General features: G+C 68.0%; 24 protein-coding genes. 20 read left to right on the forward strand and 4 right to left on the reverse strand.

Annotated features, from left to right (window positions below; translation table 11 throughout):
• Positions 1-85: 85 nt before the first annotated feature.
• Positions 86-562, forward strand: coding sequence for an SsrA-binding protein SmpB (gene smpB / locus ASE34_RS16365; protein ID WP_053096927.1), 477 nt, complete (start codon positions 86-88; stop codon positions 560-562).
• On the opposite strand, the gene ASE34_RS16370 is transcribed toward smpB, so the two are convergent.
• Both ASE34_RS16370 and lexA read right to left on the reverse strand, forming a co-directional pair.
• The gene (locus tag ASE34_RS16370; RefSeq protein ID WP_056280138.1) at positions 563-2,428 is read right to left on the reverse strand and encodes a prolyl oligopeptidase family serine peptidase; all 1,866 of its coding nucleotides are present in this window, start codon (positions 2,426-2,428) and stop codon (positions 563-565) included.
• Positions 2,429-2,483: 55 nt separating this feature from the next.
• Complete coding sequence (gene lexA / locus ASE34_RS16375; RefSeq protein ID WP_056280140.1) at positions 2,484-3,170, reverse strand: transcriptional repressor LexA; 687 nt, start codon at positions 3,168-3,170, stop codon at positions 2,484-2,486.
• Between the two features lie 282 nt (positions 3,171-3,452).
• Here lexA and ASE34_RS16380 point away from each other — a divergent pair, with 282 nt between their 5' ends.
• The 4 genes from ASE34_RS16380 (at position 3,453) to hisH (ending at position 6,253) form a co-directional block, all read left to right on the forward strand.
• Positions 3,453-3,815, forward strand: a complete 363-nt coding sequence (locus ASE34_RS16380; protein WP_053096921.1) for a LysM peptidoglycan-binding domain-containing protein — start codon at positions 3,453-3,455, stop codon at positions 3,813-3,815.
• A 91-nt stretch (positions 3,816-3,906) separates the two neighbouring features.
• Positions 3,907-5,001 (forward strand): histidinol-phosphate transaminase, encoded by a 1,095-nt coding sequence (locus ASE34_RS16385; protein WP_198032320.1) that lies wholly within the window; start codon positions 3,907-3,909, stop codon positions 4,999-5,001.
• Positions 4,998-5,615 (forward strand): imidazoleglycerol-phosphate dehydratase HisB, encoded by a 618-nt coding sequence (gene hisB, locus ASE34_RS16390; protein ID WP_053096918.1) that lies wholly within the window; start codon positions 4,998-5,000, stop codon positions 5,613-5,615. Before ASE34_RS16385 ends, hisB begins: the two co-directional genes overlap by 4 nt.
• The gene (gene hisH, locus ASE34_RS16395; RefSeq protein WP_056280145.1) at positions 5,612-6,253 is read left to right on the forward strand and encodes an imidazole glycerol phosphate synthase subunit HisH; all 642 of its coding nucleotides are present in this window, start codon (positions 5,612-5,614) and stop codon (positions 6,251-6,253) included. The genes hisB and hisH overlap by 4 nt, the downstream gene beginning before the upstream one ends.
• A 75-nt stretch (positions 6,254-6,328) precedes the next feature.
• Here hisH and ASE34_RS16400 read toward each other — a convergent pair whose 3' ends face one another.
• Positions 6,329-7,336, reverse strand: a complete 1,008-nt coding sequence (locus ASE34_RS16400; RefSeq protein WP_053096914.1) for a MinD/ParA family protein — start codon at positions 7,334-7,336, stop codon at positions 6,329-6,331.
• Positions 7,337-8,002: 666 nt separating this feature from the next.
• On the opposite strand from ASE34_RS16400, the gene priA reads away from it, so the two are divergent.
• Both priA and ASE34_RS16410 read left to right on the forward strand, forming a co-directional pair.
• Positions 8,003-8,749: a bifunctional 1-(5-phosphoribosyl)-5-((5-phosphoribosylamino)methylideneamino)imidazole-4-carboxamide isomerase/phosphoribosylanthranilate isomerase PriA gene (priA, locus tag ASE34_RS16405; protein WP_053096912.1), complete on the forward strand. Its 747-nt coding sequence runs from the start codon at positions 8,003-8,005 to the stop codon at positions 8,747-8,749.
• Positions 8,733-9,560, forward strand: coding sequence for an SseB family protein (locus tag ASE34_RS16410; RefSeq protein WP_056280148.1), 828 nt, complete (start codon positions 8,733-8,735; stop codon positions 9,558-9,560). Before priA ends, ASE34_RS16410 begins: the two co-directional genes overlap by 17 nt.
• A 48-nt stretch (positions 9,561-9,608) precedes the next feature.
• On the opposite strand, the gene ASE34_RS16415 is transcribed toward ASE34_RS16410, so the two are convergent.
• Positions 9,609-10,007, reverse strand: coding sequence for a DUF1844 domain-containing protein (locus ASE34_RS16415; RefSeq protein WP_053096908.1), 399 nt, complete (start codon positions 10,005-10,007; stop codon positions 9,609-9,611).
• A 231-nt stretch (positions 10,008-10,238) separates the two neighbouring features.
• Between ASE34_RS16415 and infC the strand changes: the two genes are divergently transcribed.
• From infC to pheT, 13 genes are all read left to right on the forward strand, one after another.
• The gene (infC, locus tag ASE34_RS16420; protein WP_072591506.1) at positions 10,239-10,889 is read left to right on the forward strand and encodes a translation initiation factor IF-3; all 651 of its coding nucleotides are present in this window, start codon (positions 10,239-10,241) and stop codon (positions 10,887-10,889) included.
• Positions 10,890-10,961: 72 nt separating this feature from the next.
• Positions 10,962-11,156 (forward strand): 50S ribosomal protein L35, encoded by a 195-nt coding sequence (rpmI, locus tag ASE34_RS16425; RefSeq protein WP_017828564.1) that lies wholly within the window; start codon positions 10,962-10,964, stop codon positions 11,154-11,156.
• Positions 11,157-11,188: 32 nt separating this feature from the next.
• Positions 11,189-11,575 carry a 50S ribosomal protein L20 gene (rplT, locus tag ASE34_RS16430; protein ID WP_045252681.1) on the forward strand — a complete coding sequence of 129 codons (387 nt, stop codon included), beginning with the start codon at positions 11,189-11,191 and terminating at the stop codon, positions 11,573-11,575.
• Between the two features lie 102 nt (positions 11,576-11,677).
• Positions 11,678-12,490 carry a TrmH family RNA methyltransferase gene (locus ASE34_RS16435; RefSeq protein WP_056280340.1) on the forward strand — a complete coding sequence of 271 codons (813 nt, stop codon included), beginning with the start codon at positions 11,678-11,680 and terminating at the stop codon, positions 12,488-12,490.
• 76 nt (positions 12,491-12,566) lie between these two features.
• Positions 12,567-13,235 carry a response regulator transcription factor gene (locus tag ASE34_RS16440; RefSeq protein ID WP_053096904.1) on the forward strand — a complete coding sequence of 223 codons (669 nt, stop codon included), beginning with the start codon at positions 12,567-12,569 and terminating at the stop codon, positions 13,233-13,235.
• A 6-nt stretch (positions 13,236-13,241) separates the two neighbouring features.
• Positions 13,242-14,618 (forward strand): sensor histidine kinase, encoded by a 1,377-nt coding sequence (locus ASE34_RS16445; protein ID WP_056280153.1) that lies wholly within the window; start codon positions 13,242-13,244, stop codon positions 14,616-14,618.
• On the forward strand, positions 14,615-15,595 hold the full coding sequence (locus ASE34_RS16450; RefSeq protein WP_056280156.1) for a TAXI family TRAP transporter solute-binding subunit: 981 nt from the start codon (positions 14,615-14,617) through the stop codon (positions 15,593-15,595). Before ASE34_RS16445 ends, ASE34_RS16450 begins: the two co-directional genes overlap by 4 nt.
• A gap of 352 nt (positions 15,596-15,947) precedes the next feature.
• On the forward strand, positions 15,948-16,697 hold the full coding sequence (locus ASE34_RS16455; RefSeq protein ID WP_372984152.1) for an amino acid ABC transporter ATP-binding protein: 750 nt from the start codon (positions 15,948-15,950) through the stop codon (positions 16,695-16,697).
• A gap of 46 nt (positions 16,698-16,743) precedes the next feature.
• Positions 16,744-17,652, forward strand: coding sequence for a glutamate ABC transporter substrate-binding protein (locus ASE34_RS16460; RefSeq protein ID WP_053096898.1), 909 nt, complete (start codon positions 16,744-16,746; stop codon positions 17,650-17,652).
• 59 nt (positions 17,653-17,711) lie between these two features.
• Positions 17,712-18,368 carry an amino acid ABC transporter permease gene (locus tag ASE34_RS16465; RefSeq protein ID WP_053096897.1) on the forward strand — a complete coding sequence of 219 codons (657 nt, stop codon included), beginning with the start codon at positions 17,712-17,714 and terminating at the stop codon, positions 18,366-18,368.
• Entirely contained in the window at positions 18,365-19,306 is a 942-nt protein-coding gene (locus ASE34_RS16470) for an amino acid ABC transporter permease (protein ID WP_053096895.1), read from the forward strand. Before ASE34_RS16465 ends, ASE34_RS16470 begins: the two co-directional genes overlap by 4 nt.
• A gap of 48 nt (positions 19,307-19,354) precedes the next feature.
• Positions 19,355-20,395, forward strand: a complete 1,041-nt coding sequence (pheS, locus tag ASE34_RS16475) for a phenylalanine--tRNA ligase subunit alpha (protein ID WP_053096893.1) — start codon at positions 19,355-19,357, stop codon at positions 20,393-20,395.
• On the forward strand, positions 20,395-22,899 hold the full coding sequence (gene pheT / locus ASE34_RS16480; protein ID WP_056280160.1) for a phenylalanine--tRNA ligase subunit beta: 2,505 nt from the start codon (positions 20,395-20,397) through the stop codon (positions 22,897-22,899). Before pheS ends, pheT begins: the two co-directional genes overlap by 1 nt.
• Positions 22,900-22,976: the final 77 nt, after the last annotated feature.

The raw sequence follows: 22,976 nt of genomic DNA on the forward strand, positions 1-22,976 counted from the left end.
CCCGCGCGGCGGTATAGACTGACAGGCTGTCGTGCGCCCGTGACGGGCACCGGAACCATTGCGCGACGCGGATCAGGAGAGAATCATGCCCAGGGAACGCGGGGAGAAGGTCGTCGCGACCAATCGTCGCGCACGTCACGACTACAACATCGAGAAGTCGTACGAGGCGGGGATGGTGCTCACCGGCACCGAGGTGAAGTCACTGCGCCAGGGGCGCGCGAACCTGAGCGACGGATATGCGTTCGTCAAGGGGAACGAGGTCTTTCTCGACTCGGTGCACATCCCGGAGTACTCGCAGGGCCACTGGACCAACCATTCGGCGAAGCGCGTCCGCAAGCTGCTGCTGCACCGTGAGGAGATCGCGAAGCTGCAGCACGCGGTCTCCGCCGGCGGCTACACGCTGATCCCGCTGAAGCTGTACTTCTCCGACGGTCGCGCCAAGGTCGAGATCGCTCTCGCCAAGGGAAAGCGCGAGTTCGACAAGCGCCAGACCCTCCGCGAGCGTCAGGACACCCGCGAAGCCGAGCGCGCGATGCGCCTGCGCAACCGCGTGGGGGAGTGATCAGCGCGCGGGCGTGAATCCGAACACGCGTCCGAGGAAAGCGAGCTCCCTCTCGAGGGCGTCGATGATCGTCTCGCTCGACCGGAAGCCATGGCCCTCACCCGGGTACAGCACGTACTCGTGCTCCACACCACTCGTCGCCAGCGCATCGCGGATCGCCTCGGACTGTGCCGGTGGCACGACACGGTCGTCCGCACCCTGCATCAGCAGCACCGGCACGTCGATCCGGTCGGCGTGTGTCAGGGGCGAACGCGCGACGTAGAGTGCCTCCGCCTCGGGCAGCGGACCCACCAGCCCCTCGATGTAGTGCGCCTCGAAGTCGTGGGAGTGCGCGCTCAGCATCTGCAGGTCGACCACTCCGTATCGGCTGATCCCCGCGGCGAACGTCCCTCCCCGCACCAGCGACGAGAGCACTGTCCAACCGCCCGCCGAGCCGCCTCTGATCGCGATGCGGGCGGGATCCGCGAGCCCGGCATCGGCGAGGCCGCGGGCCGCTGCGATCACGTCGTCGACGTCGACCACGCCCCATCCGCCGTCCAGCCGTTCGCGGTACGCACGGCCGTAGCCCGTCGATCCGCCGTAATTGACGTCGAGCACGCCGATGCCGCGGCTCGTCCAGAACGCGACGGCGGCGGACGCCGCGCCGGTCACATGCGCGGTCGGGCCGCCGTGGACGAGCACGATGTAGGGCGGGAGCTCGTCATCCGCGGCCGGAGCGTGGGCCGAGGGATTCGTCGGCGGGTACGCGAAGGCATGGACGGGCCCGTGCGAGCCGTCGACCAGGACCTCGGATGCGGGCGGCATCCACGCAGGATCGGTCGGCGCAGCTCCCGCGACGGCCTCGACGCGACCCGTGTCGACGTCGACGCACCAGACCCCGGGTTCTGTCGTCGAGCTGTTTCCGGAGAGCAGCGCGCGGGAGCCCGCGACATCGTCGACACTCACGTGGCCGTCTGCGGGGAGGGGAATGCGGTGGGCGCTGCCGTCGGGGTCGATGACGACGACCCGGTCGCGACCGTTCGTGCGCACAGCCACGACGCGACCGTCGGCGAGCGGGCGGTACCAGCGATTGCCGAGCACCCAGAGGCCGTATCCCGTGTCGGCGTCGTCGTCGGTGATCTGCTCCGCCGTGCCGACCGCCTGGGCTCCGCTGACACGCTGTCGGTGCAGAGCCCAGCGGCCCGAGGGATCGTCGGAGTACACGATCTCGTCGTCAGCCGTCCACTCGGGCTGCAGCGCGGCGCGAGTGGACAGCTCTGTGCGCGCGGTGCCGTCCGAGATCACCAACGACGCTCGCTGCCACGGCATCCGATCGCCGGACCACTCGACCCACGCGGCACGAGAACCGTCGGGAGACAGTGCCGGATGAGCGTAGAACGACTCGCCTTCGACGAGGGTCTTCAACAGCGCAGGCCGGTCGGATGCCGACCCGTCGGTCGGGATCTCGACGATGGCGCGTCGGTGAGGGGAGACGGACAGATCCTCCCGCACGGCGAACAGGCGGCCGCTCTGCAGACGCAGACCGCCGTGCGCCGGGCCCGGGGGTGTCAGAGGAACGGGGACACCGCCGCGGGGCATGCGGTGCACGCGCTGATCCTTGGCATCGACGAAGTACAGCGTGCCGTCGGCATCCGCGGTCCACGCCCCGCCGCCGTACTCGTGCACGCGAGACCGAGCACTCCATGGCGCGGGAAGGATCTCGGCACCCGTCGAACTTCGCACGGTCAGGCGACCGCCCTCGGCAGGGATCGACTCACCCCACCAGATCTCGTCAGCCACGAAGGCGCTGCCATCGATCCGCGGAGACGACGCGGCGATCCGGTCGGGGGTGAACGGAGAGGTCCAGGTACCGAACGGCGACGACATGGTTCGAGCCTATGGTGCGTCGACGCCCGCCGTCACCGGCAGGGTGGGAGGGGAGTCAGACCGCGCGCAGCACGGCGACGATCTTGCCGAGGATGACGGACTCGTCGCCGAGGATCGGCTCGAATGCGGAGTTGCGAGGCAGCAGCCAGGTGTGGCCGTCGCGTCGACGGAGAACCTTCACCGTCGCCTCGCCGTCGAGCATGGCGGCGACGATCTCGCCGTTCTCGGCGCTGCTCTGCGACCGCACCACGACCCAGTCGCCGTCGCAGATCGCCGCATCGATCATCGATTCGCCGGACACCTTGAGCATGAACAGGTCGCCCTTGCCGACGAGCTGCCGGGGGAGCGGGAAGATCTCCTCGACCTGCTGGTCGGCGGTGATCGGGACACCTGCGGCGATGCGGCCGACGAGCGGCACGAGCGCCGCATCGCCCACGGGGGTCGCCACATCGGCGGGATTCTCTCCGCTGGTGCCGGGGAGGTCGATGAGCACTTCCATGGCACGGGTCTTGCCGGGGTCGCGTCGCAGATATCCGCTCAGCTCGAGCTGGCCGAGCTGGTGGGTCACGCTGGACAGCGACTTGAGGCCCACGGCGTCGCCGATCTCTCTCATGCTCGGCGGGTACCCGTGACGGCTGATCGACGTCTGGATGACCTCGAGGATCGCCATCTGCTTGGGACTCAGGCTCTTGCGGCGACGGGTGCGCGGGACGTCGGCGTCGGGGGCGGAGATGTCGCTCATGGTGCTCCTCAGGTGTGCGATTCCGGCGTCTCAGTTCGAATGTCGGAGGCCCGTGGTGGGGTGTTGACATCGAAACCGTATCCGAGAATCGCGCCGAAGTGGAAGATCTGTTCGAGCGTGTCGGCCGATTCCCGGACTTCTGTTTCGAAGAACGCTTGACAGATGTTCGAATTCGAAGATAACTTCGGAACGTAGCTTCGCATTCACGGCTCCCGGCCGAGGCGCGAATGCGAACGCTACGCCAACTTCACCGCCCACGCGGTAGATGCAGAGGAGCACGACATGAGCACCATCACCTTCAGCAGTGCAGCAGTCCTTCCGGCTCGTCCGGCGACGCGGCTCAAGCTGACGGCGCGCGGTCGACGTGTCGTTCTCGCTGTCGCGGCCGTGCCGCTCGCAGCCGGGATCGCATTCGCCGCACTCAGCGGCGGCAGTGCGATGGCCTCAGGCGAACAGACCGCCACGGCATCGTTCGCGACGGTGACGGTGATGCCCGGCGACACGCTGTGGTCGATCGCCGAGAGCGTGGCCCCCGGCGCGGATCCGCGCGACGTGATCGGCGACATCACGCGTCTGAACCTGCTGCGCGGCGGCGAGCTGCAGATCGGCCAGGAGCTGGCGATTCCGGCGCAGTATTCGGAATGAACCCGTGAGGGCCGTTCGATCGAGCGGTGCGGCGCGGATGCGCGTTCACACTCCGTCACCACGGGCGTCTGTGTAGCGAAGGCGGCCTACCATGGGAAGGGTGACTGCATCACTCGCCGACCTCCCTCTTCGCGACGACCTCCGAGGGCTCACGCCCTATGGAGCGCCGCAAGCGCCTCTTCCGATCGCACTCAACGTCAACGAGAACACGCATCCGGTTCCCGACGCGGTCGCCAGTGACATCCTGGACGACATCGCGGTCGCGCTCCGCGATGTCAACCGCTACCCGGATCGCGAGTTCACCACGCTCCGGGAAGGGTTCGCGGAGTACCTCGGTCATGGTCTCGAACCGGCTCAGATCTGGGCGGGCAACGGGTCGAACGAGGTCCTTCAGCACATTCTGCAGGCGTTCGGCGGGCCGGGCCGCACGGCGTTCAGCTTCGCCCCGACCTACTCGATGTATCCGCTGATCTCGAAGGGCACCGGAGCGCGCTGGGTCGCCGGCACCAGGCAGCCCGACTACACGATCACCCCCGAAGAGGCGGCATCGCAGGTGCGAGATGTCGATCCTGACGTCATCCTGCTGTGCTCTCCGAACAATCCGACAGGCACGCCGCTGGGCCTCGACGTCGTCGAAGCCGTGTACGAGGCGTCGAACGGAATCGTCGTCGTCGACGAGGCGTACCAGGAGTTCGCGCCGCACGACGCGGCATCGGCTCTGACCCTTCTCGAGGGACGACCGCGGCTCGCCGTCTCCCGCACGATGAGCAAGGCCTTCGCCTTCGCGGGTGCCCGCGTGGGGTACCTCGCCGCGGATCCTGCCTTCATCGACGCTCTGCGGCTCGTGCGCCTGCCGTACCACCTCAGCGCTCTCACGCAGGCCGCAGCCGTCGCCGCTCTGCGCAACTCCGACGTGATGCTCGGCATGGTCGAGGAGATCGTCGAGCAGCGGGATCGCATCTCCGCGACGCTCGAGGCGCTGGGGTACACCCCGCATGAGTCCTGGTCGAACTTCGTCCTGTTCGGGGGTGTCGCAGAGCCCCAGAAGGTCTGGCAGCAGCTCTACGAGCAGGGTGTTCTCATCCGCGACGTCGGGATACCCGGGCACCTCCGCGTCACCGCGGGCACCGAGGCGGAGACCACGGCATTCCTCGATGCCCTCGCCTCGATAGGATCGGCTTCATGAGCAGCCCCGCCCAGACCCCGCGCACCGCCACGCGTGTGCGCAGCACGTCGGAGTCCACCGTCGAGCTCGAGCTGAACCTCGACGGCACCGGTGCGAGCCGTATCGACACGTCGGTGCCGTTCTTCGATCACATGCTGACGGCTTTCGCGAAGCACTCGCTCACGGACCTCACGGTGCGCGCCTCGGGGGACACGCAGATCGACGCACACCACACCGTGGAGGACATCTCGATCGTTCTCGGTCAGGCCATCCGCGAGGCGCTGGGCGACAAGTCCGGCATCTCGCGATACGGCGACGCTCTCGTGCCGCTCGACGAAGCGCTCGCGCAGGCTGTCGTGGACATCTCGGGGCGTCCCTATCTCGTTCACACGGGGGAGCCTGCCGGTTTCGAGCACCACCTCATCGGCGGCCACTTCACCGGTTCGCTCGTGCGCCACACGTTCGAGGCCATCACCTTCAACGCGGGACTCACGGTGCACGTACGCGTTCTCGGGGGCCGCGACCCCCACCACATCGCCGAAGCCGAGTACAAGGCATTCGCTCGGGCGTTCCGCCAGGCCAAGGCCCTCGACCCCCTGGTCGACGGCATCCCGTCGACGAAGGGCGCACTGTGAGCAGGGCTCCCCGGGTCGCCGTCTTCGACTACGAATCCGGCAACGTCCACTCGGCTGTCAAGGCGCTCATCGCCGCCGGTGCTGATGCGGTGCTGACGCGCGACCGCACGGAGGCGCTCGAGGCCGACGGTCTCGTGGTGCCCGGAGTCGGCGCGTTCCAGGCCGTCCGCGATGCGCTCTACGCGCACGGCGGTGACGAGATCATCGATCGCCGGCTCGCAGGCGGGCGCCCGGTGCTCGGCATCTGCGTCGGCATGCAGGTTCTGTTCGCGCACGGTGTCGAGCGCGGGCACGATTCCGAGGGTCTCGGCGAATGGCCGGGAGCGGTCACGGAGCTCAACGCGCCGGTGCTGCCGCACATGGGGTGGAACACGGTCGAGCCGGGCGCCGAATCGGTGCTGTTCAAGGGCATCGAGAACGAACGCTTCTACTTCGTGCACTCCTATGCCGCGCAGTCGTGGGAGCTCGATGTCATCCCGCCGTTCCCTCAGCCGGTGCTCACGTGGTCGACGTACGGCGATCCGTTCCTCGCCGCGGTCGAGAACGGGCCGCTCTCCGCGACGCAGTTCCATCCCGAGAAGTCCGGAGAGGCCGGAATCCAGCTGCTCCGCAACTGGGTCGACAGCCTTCGGTCCTGACGCGTCGGCAGCCCGCTGAGCCGCCGTCGATCCGAACCTCGGACGACCGGTCCGTCGGGTCCTCTGCCGAACGGCTCAGAAGCCTCGGGCGACGGCGGCCGCGGCAGAGAGCCACGACCGCTGCGTCGGCGCCGCAAGTGCACGAAGACGGAGGTGACCGTCGACCATCTCCCGATCGAAGGGGATGCCGACGACTTCGCGCGCGAGCGGCTGATATCCGGCGATGACGTCTGCGACTTCGGCGGGGGATGCCTTCGGGTCCGCCTGACTGACGACGACCACTGACTCCCGAGCCAACCGTGCGGATCGCTCGTCGCGGTCTTCGAGTGCCTCGAGCAGCAGAGCCCCGGCCTCGGCATGGTCGTCACGTGTCGTCGTCGCCACGACGATCTGGTCGGCGAGGTCGATCATCCGCAGCCACATCGGATCGGACTCGTCGTTGCCGGAGTCGATGATGATCAGACGGTAGAACTTGGCCGCGATCGCGTGGATGGAGTCGACGTCACTGGGCCGGAGCCGATTCTCGTGGGCCAGTCGGACGGGCTTCGACCGCAGGACGTCGTACTTCTCCTGCGGCTGGTGATGCACGAAGTGCGCGAGGTCGGCTGACTGTCCCTGGGCTCCCAGCAGGCGCTGGGTCTGCGGAAGCAGTTCGAGCAGTGTGCGATCGTGCGCCCCCGTCTCGGTGCGCCAGCCGAGGGTGCCGCGGGTCTGGTTGTTGTCCCACGCGAGAACCCCGGCGCCGCCGTACTGCGCGAAGACCGCCGACAGCAGCACGGTGGCCGGTGTCTTTCCCGCCCCGCCCTTCCCGTTGACGACAGCGACGGTGCGGGGGCCCGGCCAATGGCGGCTCACCGCGTGCTCGTCGTCGCGGACGGCGCGTTCGCGAGCGCTCGGGCCGAGGGTGAACCCGACGCGGTTGAGCAGCCCGCGTCCGCCCTGACGCGCTGGCTCCTCACGGCGCTCCTCCTGAAGGAACGAGCGACGCCCCACGCCCTGCTCGCGCTGCTGACGACGCGAGGATGCCGAGGACGCCGACTCTGCAGCGGCGGCGTTGGGCGCGGACGGGGCCGAGGCGGGCACGGGCAGCGGCGGAGCAGGCGGTACGTCGGAAGACTGGGGGCGCGGCGCCGTGGCCGCCGGAACGGCGGGCCGCGCGGTGCTGTCCTGAGTCGAAGAGCTCTGCTGTTCCGACCACGCGGTCGAAAGCGATCCGGTCGCAGCGGGCGCACCGGAAGGTGCCGGCGTCGTCGGTACCGCAGGGGCTGCGGGTGATGCGGCTGAGGGCGCGGGCGGTACTGCAGGGGCGGCGGGTGGCGCAGCGGGGACCGAAGGCGGTGCGGAGATCGGTACAGCGGGCGTGGCCGGTCGCGCATCATCGGAAGGAGGAGTTGCGGCGGAGGCTGCTGCCCATGCCGCTGCGGCTCGTGTCCCCGGCGCGGGGGCGGGCTGGGGTGCCGGTCGGGGGTGCGGGGCTGTGGGCTCCGCGTCGGGTCCAGCCGGCATCTGAGCGCGCTCATCCGGAGTCTCGGGAGGCAGCGCATTCCCGCGTCGCAGGGGTCCGCCTCCTCGCGCTTCCGCATCGCGCACCATGGAACATCTCCTCACACACCGAAACAGGGGCGTCATCGAGGCTACCGCGTGGCACGGGAGGTTCTCTGCTGTCATCGTTTTGGAGCGGGCCGATACGCGGGCTAGTGTCGATTCTCGTGCCGACGAATCGGTCTCTCCATCTCACCTGAGGACGTCATGAACGACTTCGCGCAGTCTCCCGCTCTCACCCTGCTTCCCGCCGTCGATGTCGCCGGGGGCAAGGCCGTCCGCCTCACTCAGGGTGAGGCCGGCACCGAGACCAGCTACGGCGACCCGCTCGACGCCGCGGGGGAGTGGGTCGCACAGGGGGCGAAGTGGATCCATCTCGTCGACCTCGATGCCGCTTTCGGACGCGGCAGCAACGCGCCGATCCTCCGCAAGGTCATCAAGCAGTTCAAGAACGTCAACGTCGAGCTGTCCGGCGGCATCCGTGACGACGCGACGCTCGAGGCGGCTCTCGAGAGCGGTGCGACCCGCATCAACCTCGGCACGGCCGCGCTGGAGAACCCCGAGTGGGCCGCCGACGTGATCAGCCGTTACGGCGAAGCGATCGCTGTCGGGCTCGACGTCCGCGGTACGACGCTGGCCGCTCGCGGGTGGACGAAGGAGGGCGGCGACCTCTGGGAGGTGCTCGAGCGCCTCGAGGATGCCGGCTGCAGCCGTTACGTCGTGACCGACGTCACCAAGGACGGGACCCTCAAGGGGCCGAACCTCGAGCTGTTGCGCGAGGTCACAGCCCGCACCCCGAAGCCCGTCGTGGCATCCGGAGGCATCTCGAACCTCGATGACATCGTGGCGCTCCGCGAACTGGTGCCGCTGGGCGTCGAAGGCGCCATCGTCGGCAAGGCACTCTACGCCGGCGCGTTCACGCTGGCTGAGGCGCTGGATGTCGCAGGGGACTGACGACGCCGGGGACCACGGTCCCCACGACCGTCATGGGTCGCACGAGCACCCGTCCAGCGATCGGGGCGACTCGGCCGGTGTGCCCTGGGAAGGCCGCAGCTTCCAGTCGAACCCTCATGCCGCCGACGACGGATCGGCCGACCCGGTTCTGCTCGACGCGCTGCTGCGTTTTCGGGCGGGCGACGGTGCTCAGACCGAGGTCGTCGACGCGTTCCGTTCGGCGCGGGTCCTGATCCCGCTCATCGCCGAGAAGGGCGAGGAGGGCGTGGCGCCGAGCGGTCTCGCTGTCGACAAGACTCAGGAGCTCTCGATCGTGACGGTCGCGGCTCCCGACGGCCGTCGCGTGCAGCCGGTGTTCTCGTCGGTCGAGGCGATGCAGCGCTGGGACGCGACGGCCCGTCCGATCCCGGTGGAAGCCGTGCGCGCCGCTCTCGCAGCGTCGGCGGAGGAGACGGATCTGATCGTTCTCGACCCGACGTCCGACACCGAGTTCGTCCTCCGTCGTCCCGCGGTGTGGGCAGTCGCGCAGGGTCATCGGTGGGAGCCGAGTTTCCTCTCGCCCGAGGTCTTGACTGCTCTGCAGGAGAGTGTCGCGCATGAACTCGCCGTGATCGACGTCGCCGTCGCGGCCGGAGACCCGGACGCCCGTCTGCGCGGACCAGAACTGATCGTCATCCTCGAGCTGGTCGACGGGCTCGAGCGCGAGTTGCTCGACGCCGTGCTCGCGCGCCTGGCGCAGCGGTGGGCGGCGGATGATCGTATCGCGGTGCTCGCCGACTCTCTCACCGTGAAGCTGCGTCGCTCGGCCTGACCGGCTCGGTGCTGCCACCGACCGGTCAGCCGCAGCGGCCGGCAGTCCCTAGTTGACCGGGCCTGTCCACTTCTCGCCCGGACCCTTGCCGATCGGGTCGGGAATGGTCGACGCCTCGCGGAACGCGAGCTGCAGCGAGCGCAGCCCGTCTCGGAGGGACCGCGCGTGCATGTCGCTGATCTCCGGTGCGCCGGCGGTGATCAGCCCGGCGAGGGCGTTGATGAGCTTGCGCGCCTCATCGAGGTCGAGCTGCTCCGCCGCGTGCGGGTCGTCGGCGAGGCCGAGCTTGACCGCCGCGGCACTCATGAGGTGGACGGCTGCGGTCGTGATGACCTCGACCGCCGGCACATCGGCGATGTCCCGCGTGGCGGAGGACGCCGCCTCCTCCTGCCGTGCCCAGCGCTCTTCGCGCTCGCGTGCAGCCTCATCCGATGCCTGGTTCGTCACTTCGCCTTGCCTTCTGTTAGACTTTGTCGGGCTCCGGAGCGTCATGCTCCGGTACGAAAGAGGATTCACTTCCCACCCGCGCTTGCCGTTCCAGGCTACCGGGTCTTGCACTCCACCGGATCGCGTCGTCAGACGGGGTCCGGCAGGCAGGGTGCGGAGCCGGCGTCTGAATGCCGGTGGGTGGGACGATTCTGATTTCGCCCGGGGTGCTGACAGCATCCTGGTGGCCGAATCCCATCGTCTAAGGAGCTACGCATCAGCGATCCCCGCACCAATGAGCGCATCCGCGTCCCCGAGGTCCGCCTCGTCGGTCCCGCGGGTGAGCAGATCGGCGTCGTCCGCATCGAGGCGGCGCTGCGCCTTGCGCAGGAAGCAGATCTCGACCTCGTCGAGGTCGCGCCCAACTCGAAGCCGCCCGTGGTCAAGATCATGGACTACGGCAAGTTCAAGTACGAAGCCGCCCAGAAGGAGAAGGAAGCTCGCCGCAACCAGGCGAACACCATCCTCAAAGAGGTCCGCTTCCGACTGAAGATCGAGGCGCACGACTACACGACGAAGCTCAAGCGCGCCGAGGGCTTCCTCAAGGCCGGCGACAAGGTGAAGGCCATGATCCTGTTCCGTGGTCGCGAGCAGTCGCGTCCCGAGCAGGGCGTCCGTCTCCTCCGCAAGTTCGCCGAGGATGTCGCCGAACTCGGAACCGTCGAGTCGAACCCGACCATCGACGGCCGCAACATGGTCATGATCGTGGCTCCGCTCAAGAGCAAGTCCGAGGCGAAGCAGGAGCAGAATGCGGTTCGCGACGCCCAGCGCGCAGCGAACAAGCAGGCCGCCCGCGAAGCCAAGACCGACGCCGACGAGCCGGCCGAGGCCGCAGCGGAGTAACTCCCGCCCCCAGACTCCCGCACCGCGGGTTGACACCGTCGCCTGAGAAGGCGCCATACGAAGGAAGAGAAGATGCCGAAGCAGAAGACCCACTCGGGTGCTAAGAAGCGCTTCAAGATCACCGGCAGCGGCAAGCTGAAGAAGCAGCAGGCCGGAATGCGCCACAACCTCGAGCACAAGTCGAGCCGTCGCACCCGCCGCCTCAACCAGGACCAGGTGCTGTCGAAGGCTGACACCAAGGTCGCGAAGAAGCTTCTCGGTCGCTGACGCGCCCGAACGCACGATAGGAACACAGGAAAATGGCAAGAGTCAAGCGGGCGGTAAACGCCCACAAGAAGCGTCGGGTCATCCTCGAGCGCGCCTCCGGCTACCGCGGTCAGCGTTCGCGCCTCTACCGCAAGGCCAAAGAGCAGGTCATCCACTCGCTGGTCTACTCGTACCGTGACCGTCGCAAGCGCAAGGGCGACTTCCGTCGTCTCTGGATCCAGCGCATCAACGCCGCTGCACGCCAGAACGGCATCACGTACAACCGCTTCATCCAGGGCCTCGGTCTCGCGGGTGTCACCGTCGACCGTCGCATGCTCGCCGACCTCGCGGTCAACGACGCAGCGACCTTCACGACGCTGGTCGAGACGGCGAAGAAGGCTCTGCCTTCCGACGTCAACGCTCCGAAGTCGGCTGCGTAAGCAGCTCTTCACCACAGAGGACGCTCTCCTTCGGGAGGGCGTCCTCTGTCGTTCGTCCGGCGTTTGCGCAGGAACGGTCCTGCCGTTCTCTAGACTGTGAACGTGCTGGAGAACCCCCGTTCGCCCCGAGTCCGTGCCGTCGCCAAGCTGACCAAGCGCAGCGCGCGCGCCGAGACAGGGCTCTACCTCCTCGAAGGTCCCCAGGCGGTTCGCGAGGCGCTGACCTACAGTCCTCAGGCGATCGTGGAGCTGTTCGCGACCCCGACCGGCTGGGAGAAGCATCCGGACATCCGCGCGAAGGCATCGGATGCCGGCATCGACGTGGAGTACGTCACGGAGTACGTGCTGAACGCGATGGCCGACACGGTCACTCCGCAGGGGCTGGTGGCCGTCGTCCGGCAGGCGCCCACGTCGGTGCGGGACATCTTCGCGGCATCCCCCCGTCTGGTGGCGATCTGCGAGGAGATCAGGGACCCGGGAAACCTCGGCACGATCATCAGGGCCGCCGATGCGGCGGGAGCCGACGCCGTCGTGCTGACGGGCCGCACGGTCGACCCCTACAACCCGAAGGTCGTGCGCGCCACGACAGGTTCGCTGTTCCATCTGCCCGTGTCCGTGGGCGCAGAGCTCTCGGATGTGGTCGAGAAGGCTCACGCCGCCGGACTCCGGATTCTGGCCGCGGACGTCAAGGGCGAGGATCTTCTTCATGCGCGGGCGGACGGAGTGCTCGCCGAGCCTACGGCGTGGCTGTTCGGCAATGAGGCGCGCGGTCTCGAGGACGAGGCGCTCGCGCAGGCCGACCAGGTGCTGAAGCTGCCGATCTTCGGCCGCGCCGAATCCTTGAACCTCGCCACGGCAGCGAGCGTCTGCCTGTACGAGAGCGCGTTCGCGCAGCGGGCGGCATCCTCGGCCTGATCTCCGGCGGACGAGCGGCCGCCCGTCCTGCTGGTAGGTTTGTCCCTGCTCGAGCGGAGAAGGGGACCCAGGGTCGATGCAGATTCTGATCGTGGAGGACGACGAGCGTGTCGCCGCTGCACTCGAGGCCTTCCTCGCGCGATCCGGGTACGCCACCGTGCGAGCCGCGGACGGAGCCTCCGCGCTGCAGGAATTGGGTGCGGACACCGAGGTGGTGCTCCTCGACCTCGGTCTGCCCGATGTCGACGGCATCGATCTCTGCCGTCGGATCCGCGCACGCTCCGAGGTGCCGATCGTGATCGTCACCGCACGCAACCAGGTCACGGAGCGCATCAGAGGGTTGCGTGCCGGCGCTGACGATTTCGTCGTCAAGCCCTACGACGTCCACGAGCTCCTCGCCCGGATCGAGGCGGTCACACGACGCTCTCGACCCGTGCGACCGGAATCCGAGGCGCGCGTACGTCTGCAGGATGGCGAGATCGAGATCGACCTCGTCGCCAGGCAGGTGATCATCGGACGCGCTCCGATCGAACTCACTCGCAAGGAATTCGACATCGTGGCGGTGCTCGCCCGGTACCCCGGCGTCGCCGTGCCGAAGGAGAGACTCATCCGCGAGGTCTGGAACACCGACTGGCGCGGCTTCGGGCACTCGCTCGAGGTGCACGTCGGCGCGATCCGCAAGAAGGCGGGTCAGCGGCATCTGATCGAGACCGTGCGCGGTGTCGGCTATCGGTTGGCCGGGTAGCGTTCGATGCGCAGACGTCTCGTCGTCGTCTTCCTGGTGCCGCTCGTCGCGATCCTGCTGTCGTTGGGCGGCGCCACGGCGTGGAGCGCGACCCGCAGCATCCAGCAGGCCTTCTACACCGAGCAGCTCGGTGACCTCGGGTATTTCGTGACCAGCGCGCGGCAGGCGCTGCGGTCGGGCAGCGCGACGGTGATCGATGCCGAGGTCGCCCGCTTCCACGAGGTGTACGGGATCGATGTGATCGTCTTCGATCTTTCCGGTGGGGTGTGGTCAGCGCGCGACGGCGGCGGCGAAGTCCTGTCAGAGGACGATGCCGCACGGGTCGGCCTCGCGCTCTCGGGGCGCCGCGCCGAGGCGCCCGAGCCGGTGTTCCCCTGGATCGCGGCAGAGTCCTCGCTCGTCGAGCCGGTCTTCGACGACGGCGACGTGATCGGCGCCGTGATGCTCTCCGCGGACGTCGAGGCGCCACGGACCCAGATCCTGCAGCAGATTCTTGTGCTGACGGTCGTGTCGATCGTCTCGATCGGACTCGGCGTGCTCCTCGTCTTCCAACTCGCCCGGTGGGTGCTCTCTCCGGTCCGACGTCTCGATGAGGCGATGATCGCGATCGAACGCGGCGAGATGGATGCGAGGGTCGCGGAGGACACGGGGCCTCCTGAGCTACGCCGGATGACGCGCGTGTTCAACGGCATGGCGGATGAGATCGAGCGCGTCATGACGCGTCAGCAGGAGTTCGCCCTGAACGCCTCGCACGAGCTCCGCAATCCCCTCAACGCGCTGCTGCTGCGTGTCGAGCACCTCTCGACCGGTCTCGGAGCCGACTGGAAGGACGACGTCGAGGAGACGAGGGAGGAAGGGCGCCGGATGGCTCGCATCCTCGAGACGCTCCTCGGACTCGCGCGCGGCGGACGCGCCGACACGACGATCTCAGCCGTCGATCTGACGACGCTCGCCACCCGCCGCGCAGACGCCTGGAGCGAGGTCGCGTCACAGCGACGCGTCCGGATGCTCTCGACAGGAGTGGGCCCGGTGATGAGCATCACCGACCGCACGATCGTCGAGAGCGCGCTCGACGCCGTCATCGACAATGCGGTGAAGTTCTCGCCCGCCGAGTCGGCCGTCGAGGTCGACGCGCACCGCAGCGGTGGACTCTGCGTGCTGACAGTCCGCGACCACGGCCCCGGCCTGACGCGAGAGCAGGCCGCGAACGCCGCCGACCGGTTCTGGCGCAGCGACGACAGCGGCGGGGTTCCGGGGTCAGGGCTCGGCCTCGCGATAGCGACCGACCTCTTGGAGTCGATCGGCGGCGAGCTGCGGGTCGATACGCCGGACGACGGCGGTCTGCTGGTGTCGCTGATGCTGCCGGACGGAGCTGAGGGATGAGCGGGCGGGCTAGCCGCCGCGCATGGTGGCGCAGAGGGGTGGCGACGGCACTCGTGCTGCTGCTCGCCGCCACGAGCAGCGCGTGCAGCGCTCGATCGACGGAGTGGAACGACTCTGCCTACGAGATCGCCGGCGGGGGAGCCAACGGGGTCTATTACGCCTACGGCGACGAACTCGCTCGGGAGCTGTCGGAGTCCTTGGGCATCCGCGTGTCGGCAGCCGAGACCGCCGGGTCCGTCGACAACCTCCTGCGGGTGAGCTCGGGGGAGGCCCTCCTCGGCTTCGCGCAAGGGGATGCCGCGGCCGACGCCGTCGCCGGAGCGGGAGCGTTCGACGAGCCCATGCCGGTGCAGGCTGTCGCTCGCCTGTACGACGAGTACCTCCACGTGGTCGTACGCGCGGATTCGGACATCGCCGCCCTCAGCGACCTTGCGGGCAGGACGGTGTCGCTCGGGGCCGAGAATTCCGGCGTCAATGTGATCGCGGCGCGAGCACTCGACGCCGCCGACGTCGACGTCGCGACGATCACGGATCCCCGGCTCGATCTCGGTGAGTCGATCAGCGCGCTCGAGAGATCCGAGATCGACGGATTCTTCTGGGTCGGCGGCATCCCGACACCGGGCATCGCGGAGCTCGCGACGACGACGCCCGTGCGGCTGGTGCCGATCGAGCAGACATGGGTCACGACGATCAACGCTCGATACTCCGATGCGTATCGGCCGTCCGACTTCCCCGTCGGGCTCTATGGACTCGACGAGTCCGCGCCCACGATGGCGGTGCCGAACTATCTGGTCACCTCGTCCGACACTCCGGACGGCGTCGTACGGGACGTCCTCACGAGCCTCTTCACGGTCCGCACCGATATCGCGCAGCGGGTTCCGGTCGCGTCCCTGCTCGACCGCAGGCAGGCGATCTTCACGGGGCCGGTCGACCTGCATCCGGGGGCCGTCGAGTACTACCGGGACCAGCGGGACTGAGGCCTCAAGAAATCCTCAAGAAGTCTCATTCCGGCATGTCACTCTGCCAATGTGGGGGTCGATCGCGCTCGATTCAACGGAGAATTCAGATGCCACAGAGTCCACGCCCCTCATTGAGGCGCGGACTCGGCCATTCTCCGGAGTCGTCCTGCGATCGGATCCGGTCGGAGGCTTGCTGCCACGTTCTACTCGGGGGAGGAACGGAGCAGCAGGGACGCCCCCACGGTCCGCGGGGGCGGACCGTGGGGCACTCCGGTTATCGGGCGGGATCGGCCCCATCGCGTGGTTACGAACGTGTAAATGTCGACGCATCACTGTGGAGCCACGTGAGCGACCTGGCTAGTTTGGAGAAATGATGACCACCGGTAAGCCCCTCGTCGTTGTCGACAACGTCCAGAAGCACTACGGCGACTTCCAGGCGCTCACGGATATCGACCTCACGGTGAACGCCGGCGAGGTCGTCGTGGTGATCGGTCCCTCAGGCTCGGGCAAGTCGACACTGTGTCGCACGATCAACCGCCTCGAGACGATCACGAGCGGCACGATCAGCATCGACGGCAAGGCGCTCCCCGCTGAGGGAAAGGGCCTCGCGCATCTGCGCGCAGACGTCGGCATGGTGTTCCAGTCGTTCAACCTCTTCGCGCACCTCACGATCCTCGAGAACGTGACGCTCGGCCCGATCAAGGTCCGCGGCATGAAGAAGGCCGATGCCGACAAGGAGGCGATGATGCTTCTCGAGCGCGTCGGCGTCGCCCAGCAGGCCTCGAAGCTTCCCGCACAGCTCTCCGGCGGACAGCAGCAGCGCGTCGCGATCGCCCGCGCTCTCGCCATGCAGCCCAAGGTCATGCTCTTCGACGAGCCGACCAGCGCGCTCGACCCCGAGATGATCAACGAGGTCCTCGACGTCATGGTGGAGCTCGCCCGTGACGGCATGACGATGATCGTCGTGACCCACGAGATGGGCTTCGCTCGCAAGGCCGCCAACCGGGTCGTGTTCATGGCCGACGGCAAGATCGTCGAGGAGGCGACGCCTGAGGAGTTCTTCACGAACCCGAAGAGCGACCGCGCCAAGGACTTCCTCTCCAAGCTCCTCACGCACTGACGAGCCTCACAGACCTTTGCACACACAGCACACGAAGGAGACGCACATGCGACGCACACGGACACTGGCAGGAATCGGGATCGCGACGGTTGCACTGTTCGCGCTGACGGCCTGCAACAGCGGCAGCCCGTCCAGCCCCGGCGCCGGAACCGGCGGCGAAGAGAGCGAGGACTCCACCTGGTTCGAGGTCGCTGACGACGTCCAGCTCGAGGGCAGCCCGACGTTCGACGCCATCCAGGAGCGCGACAAGGTGATCGTCGGCGTCAAGGAGGACCAGCCCGGGCTCGGCTACCTCGATGTCACGACCGGAGAGCGCACCGGCTTCGACGTCGACATCGCACGGTGGATCGCCGCATCCCTGGGCTACGACGAGGACAAGATCGAGTTCAAGCCGATCGCTTCGGCGAACCGCGAGCAGGCGATCACCAACGGTGACATCGACTACTACGTCGGCACCTACTCGATCAACGACAAGCGCAAGGAGCTCATCGACTTCGCGGGTCCCTACTTCATCACCGGTCAGGGACTCCTGGTCGCCGCCGACGCGGACGACGCCGAGGCTCTCGAGGACTTCAACGGCAAGACCGTCTGCTCGGCGACCGGCTCGACGCCGATCCAGAACATCAAGGCGAACTTCCCCGAGATCAAGACGCAGGAGTACGACCTGTACTCCGCCTGCGTCCAGGACCTCATCGACGGCAAGGTCGACGCCGTGACCACCGACCAGGCGATCCTGATCGGCTACGCGGCCCAGTACCCGGATGACGTCAAGGTGACCGGCGGCCTCTTCACCGAGGAGCGCTACGGTGTCGGCCTCACGAAGGGCGACGACGCGCTGCGCACGCACATCAACGAGCTCTTCACCGACGGTGGCGACATCTGGCAGGCGATCTTCGACGCGAACCTCGGTTCCAGCGGCATCGAGGTCGAACAGCCCGAGGTCGACGCTTACTGATCGACATGGGCGGCCCCCTCAGGGGGGCCGCCCATTCACTCTGAAGAAGGGAGGGTGGCGTGGACGTCATCTTCGGCAACCTCGACCTGTGGGGACAGGCGATCAGCAACACGCTGATCGTGTTCTTCGCGGGCGGGATCATCGCACTGATCCTGGGTCTGATCGTCGGGGCCATGCGTGTCTCCCCGGTGCCCATCGCCCGCGGCGTCGGCACGGTGTACGTGAACACCGTGCGCAACACCCCGCTCACCCTCGTGTTCTTCTTCTTCATCTTCGGGTACCCGCAACTCGGGTTGCCCGAACTGTCGAACCTCGTGCTCGGCATCCTCGCCATCGGCATCTACACGGCGACCTATGTGGCCGAGGTCCTGAGGGCGGGTATCAACACGGTGCCCGTCGGTCAGGCCGAGGCCGCGCGGGCCATCGGACTTCCCTTCGGACAGGTGATGGGTCTCGTGATCCTGCCGCAGGCGTTCCGCTCGGTCGTCCCGCCGATGATGAGCGTCTTCATCGCGCTCCTGAAGAACACGACCGTCGCAGCCGGGTTCTCGGTCGCCGAGCTCGCGGCTCTCCGGTCGACCATCAACGATTCGGCCGACCGTCCGGGCAACCCGATGGAGGTCCTCCTCTGGGTCGCCGTCGTGTTCGTCGCCCTGGTGCTGCTGTTGAGCTGGCTGCAGCGATATCTCGAGAACCGTTGGAGGATCGCGCGATGAGCTCTGTACTGTACGACGTCCCCGGACCCCGGGCGATCGCCCGCAACCGGATCATCGCGGTCGCCACCGTCGTCCTCGTCCTGGCCGCCATCGGCTTCATCGTGCTCCGCATGGTGGAGACAGGCCAGTTCTCGGCGGAGAAGTGGTACGTGTTCACGTTCTCCAACGTGTGGATGGGTATCTTCAAGGCCCTGGGCAACACGCTCGCAGCCTTCGCGCTCGCCGCCGTCCTCAGCGTCGTCCTCGGCTTCGTGCTGGCCATCGGGCGGCTCTCCGAGCACGCGTGGGTGCGGATCCCCGTGACAGCCGTCACCGAGCTCTTCCGTGCCGTTCCGGTACTGGTGTTCATGATGCTGCTCTACTACGGGCTCCCCGTGGTCGGAATCAAGATGGATCCCTACTGGGCCGTCGTGATCGCACTGATGGCCTACAACGGCTCCGTGCTCGCCGAGGTGCTGAGGGCCGGCATCGAGTCCCTGCCTCGCGGGCAGAAAGAAGCGGGCTACGCGATCGGGCTCCGCAAGAGCGGCGTGATGCGTCTCATCCTCCTGCCGCAGGCGATCCGGGCGATGCTCCCGGTGATCGTCGCGCAGCTGGTCGTCACGATGAAGGACACCGCTCTGGGCTTCATCATCACCTACCCCGAGCTGCTGTACTACGCGAAGCAGCTGACGTCGCAGCAGGGTCGCCCGATCCTGCAGTCGGCCTTCGTCATCGGCGGCATCTACATCGTCATGTGCCTCATCCTGTCGGGCATCGCGAAGTGGGTCGAGATCCAGACCCGTCGCTCGCCGAAGGTGAAGGCGATCCACGCGGCAGAGGATCCCCGCCAGCACGGCGACGGCACCGACACCGAGCTCATCACGCTGCAGCGCGGGGGCAGCGGCTTCGGCGGCACCGGTGGTGTAGGCGGGCTGGACAGCTCCGATCCGAAGTGATGTCCACCGGCGCGGGGCGACCGCCTCGCGCCGGTAGACTCCTGTCTCGTGTCTGAGTCTCCCGAAATCACCCCGGAAGCGGTCGAAGCCGCCGTGGCGGCCGCGCTCGAAGCGATCGCCGCAGCCGCCGATACGACCGAACTGAAAGCCGCTCGCGCCGCGCACGTCGCCGACGGATCGCCGCTCGCCGTCCTGAACGCCTCGATGCGTCAGGTCGCCCCCGAGAACAAGGCCGCCTTCGGCAAGCTCGTCGGCCAGGGCCGCGGTCAGGTCACCAAGGCCCTCGCCGCCAAGGAGGAGGAGCTCGCCGCCGCGGAGGTCGCTGAGCGCCTCGAGGCCGAGCGGCTGGACATCACGGCGATACCCTCGCGCACACGCGTCGGCGCCCGGCATCCGCTGACCCTGCTGAGCGAGCAGATCTCGGACATCTTCGTGGGCATGGGCTGGGAGATCGCGGAAGGACCCGAGCTCGAGCACGAGTGGTTCAACTTCGACGCTCTGAACTTCGACGTCGACCACCCCGCCCGTCAGGAACAGGACACCTTCTACGTCGACCCGCCGTCGCGCCACCTCGTCATGCGCACGCACACGAGCCCCGTGCAGGTGCGCTCGATGCTCGATCGCGAGGTGCCGATCTACGTGCTCTGCCCCGGCCGCGTGTACCGCACCGACGAGTTCGACGCGACGCACCTCCCCGTCTTCACCCAGTTCGAAGGACTCGTCGTCGACAAGGGCATCTCGATGGCGCATCTCAAGGGAACGCTCGACCACGTCGCGCGTCAGCTCTTCGGCCCCGAGGCCAAGACGCGCTTCCGCACGAACTTCTTCCCCTTCACCGAGCCGTCGGCCGAGCTCGACCTCTGGCACCCCACCTTCAAGGGCGGCGCCCGTTGGATCGAGTGGGGCGGCTGCGGCATGATCAACCCGAACGTGCTCCGCGCGGCGGGGATCGATCCCGACGTCTACAGCGGCTTCGCGTTCGGAATGGGCGTCGAGCGGGGACTCATGTTCCGCAGCGATGTGCAGGACATGCGGGACATGGCAGAGGGCGATGTCCGTTTCAGCGAGCAGTACGGGATGGTGGTGTGATGCGCGTCCCGCTTTCGTGGCTGCGTGAGTACGTCGATCTGGCAGCGGATACGACACCGGAAGACGTCCTCGCAGCGCTCGTGACCGTCGGATTCGAGGAGGAGGACGTCCACCGCTTCGAGATCTCGGGTCCCGTCGTCGTCGGACAGGTCGTCTCGCTCGAGGCCGAGCCGCAGTCCAACGGCAAGACGATCAACTGGTGCCAGGTCGATGTCGGTGAGGCGAACGGCGGAATCCGTGGAATCGTCTGCGGCGCGCACAACTTCGTCGCGGGTGACAAGGTCGTCGTGACGCTTCCCGGTGCAGTGCTGCCGGGGCCGTTCCCGATCGCCGCCCGCAAGACCTACGGGCACGTGTCCGACGGCATGATCGCCTCTGCGCGTGAGCTGGGGCTCGGCGACGAACACAACGGCATCCTCGTCCTCGCGGACCTCGGTATCGATGCACCCGTCGGCACAGACGCCATCAGCCTGCTCGGACTCGACGATGTCGCGGTCGAGATCAACGTCACGCCCGACCGCGGGTACGCGTTCTCGCTGCGCGGTGTCGCCCGTGAGTACTCCCACGCGACCGGAGCACCGTTCCGCGACCCGGCCGAGCGCGACTTCACCGAGCTCCAGCCGGGCGCCGGTCACACGGCGATCGTCGACGATGCAGCCCCCGTACGCGGCCGCGTCGGCGCCAGCGAGTTCGTCACGCGCGTCGTCCGAGACGTCGACCCCGCGCGGCCGACCCCGCCGTGGATGATCGCGCGGCTGTCGCTCGCCGGCATGCGCTCGCTCGGCATCCTGATCGACATCACCAACTACGTGATGCTCGAATTGGGGCAGCCGCTGCACGGGTACGACCTCGACAGGCTCTCCGGTGGCATCACCGTGCGTCGTGCGACGGCCGGTGAGACGATGACGACCCTCGACGGCCAGGAGCGGAAGCTCCACGTCGAGGACCTCCTGATCACCGATGAGTCGGGTCCGATCGGTCTCGCCGGCGTCATGGGCGGCGGCACGACCGAGATGAGCGACACGACGCACAACGTGCTGATCGAGGCCGCGACCTTCGACCCTGTGACGATCGCCCGCACCGCACGCCGTCACAAGCTGCCCAGCGAGGCATCCAAGCGGTTCGAGCGCGGTGTCGACCCGCTCGTGCCGTTCGTGGCAGCCCGCCGTGCAGCCGACCTGATGGTCGAATTCGCCGGCGGCACGCTCACCGACGAGGGCGGCGCTCTGTTCGCCGAGGTGTTCGTCGCGGACATCGACCTCCCGCGCGGATTCGTGCAGGGGCTCATCGGCGTCGACTACTCCGACGACGAGATCGTCGGCGCGCTCACGACCATCGGCGCAGAGGTCTCCGGGTCGAATGCCGGGTGGACCGTGATCCCGCCGACCTGGCGTCCCGACCTCACCGACAAGTGGTCTCTCGCCGAAGAGGTCGCTCGCATCCACGGTCTCGACCGCATCCCGTCCGTGCTGCCGACGCCGCCGTCCGGCCGCGGTCTCACCTCACACCAGCAGGGTCGTCGCCGCGTCGCCGACGCGCTGGCGGCTGCCGGTCTCGTCGAGACGCCCTCGTTCCCCTTCACGACGGAGGCGGAGAACGACCTGCACGGCTCGGCGTCGGGAGAGCATCTGCCCAGCATCCGGCTCGCGAACCCGCTCGACGGCTCCGCTCCGTTCCTGCGTCGATCGCTGATCCCCGGGCTTCTGCAGACCGCGCACCGCAACATCTCGCGCGGCCTCACGGACCTCGCGCTGTTCGAGACCGGAGTCGTGTTCCTGCCCGAGCCGAGTGTCGAGTACGGCACGGACGAGGTGCCGCCGCTCGGCGAGCGTCCGTCGGACGACACGCTCGCCGAACTGAACGCGTCGATCCCACCGCAGCACCGTCATGTCGCGGCGCTGTTCACGGGCAACGTCGTGACCAAGCAGCCGGGACGCGCCGCGGAGCCCTACGGGCTCTCCGAGGCGCTCGACGCCGCCAGAGTCATCGCGGCTGCAGCCGGAGTCGACCTCGATGTGGTGCAGGGGCAGCGCGCGGCGCTGCACCCCGGACGCACCGGCGTGCTCTCCGTCGGCGACGTCGAGATCGGCTACGTCGGCGAACTCCACCCCGAGGTCGCCGCCGGAGCAGACCTTCCCGGTCGTGCCACCGTGCTCGAGCTCGACCTCGACGAGGTCATCGCGCTCGGCGGGAACCGTGCGGTCGCCGCCTCGCTGTCGACGTTCCCCGCTGCGACACAGGACGTGTCGCTGGTGGTCGGCGCTGATGTGCCGGCGGGCGACGTGCGCGCTGCGCTCACCGAGGGCGCCGGTGCGCTTCTCGAGTCGATCCGCCTCGTCGACGACTACCGGGGGGACGGCGTCGCGGATGGTCAGAAGAGTCTCACCTTCGCGCTGCGCTTCCGCGCGGACGACCGCACGCTCACCGCAGCCGAGGCGACAGAGGCGAAGCTCGCGGGTGTCTCTGTCGCAGCTGAGCGCTTCGACGCGACCCTGCGCGACTGAAGCTCCGCCTGAACCGACCCGCACGCGGACCGCACTCGAACGGTGCGGTCCGCGTGCGCGTGCTCTCTCGGGATGCT

The sequence above is a fragment of the Microbacterium sp. Root280D1 genome (assembly GCF_001428975.1).
In the GTDB taxonomy this organism is placed as follows: Bacteria; Actinomycetota; Actinomycetes; order Actinomycetales; family Microbacteriaceae; genus Microbacterium.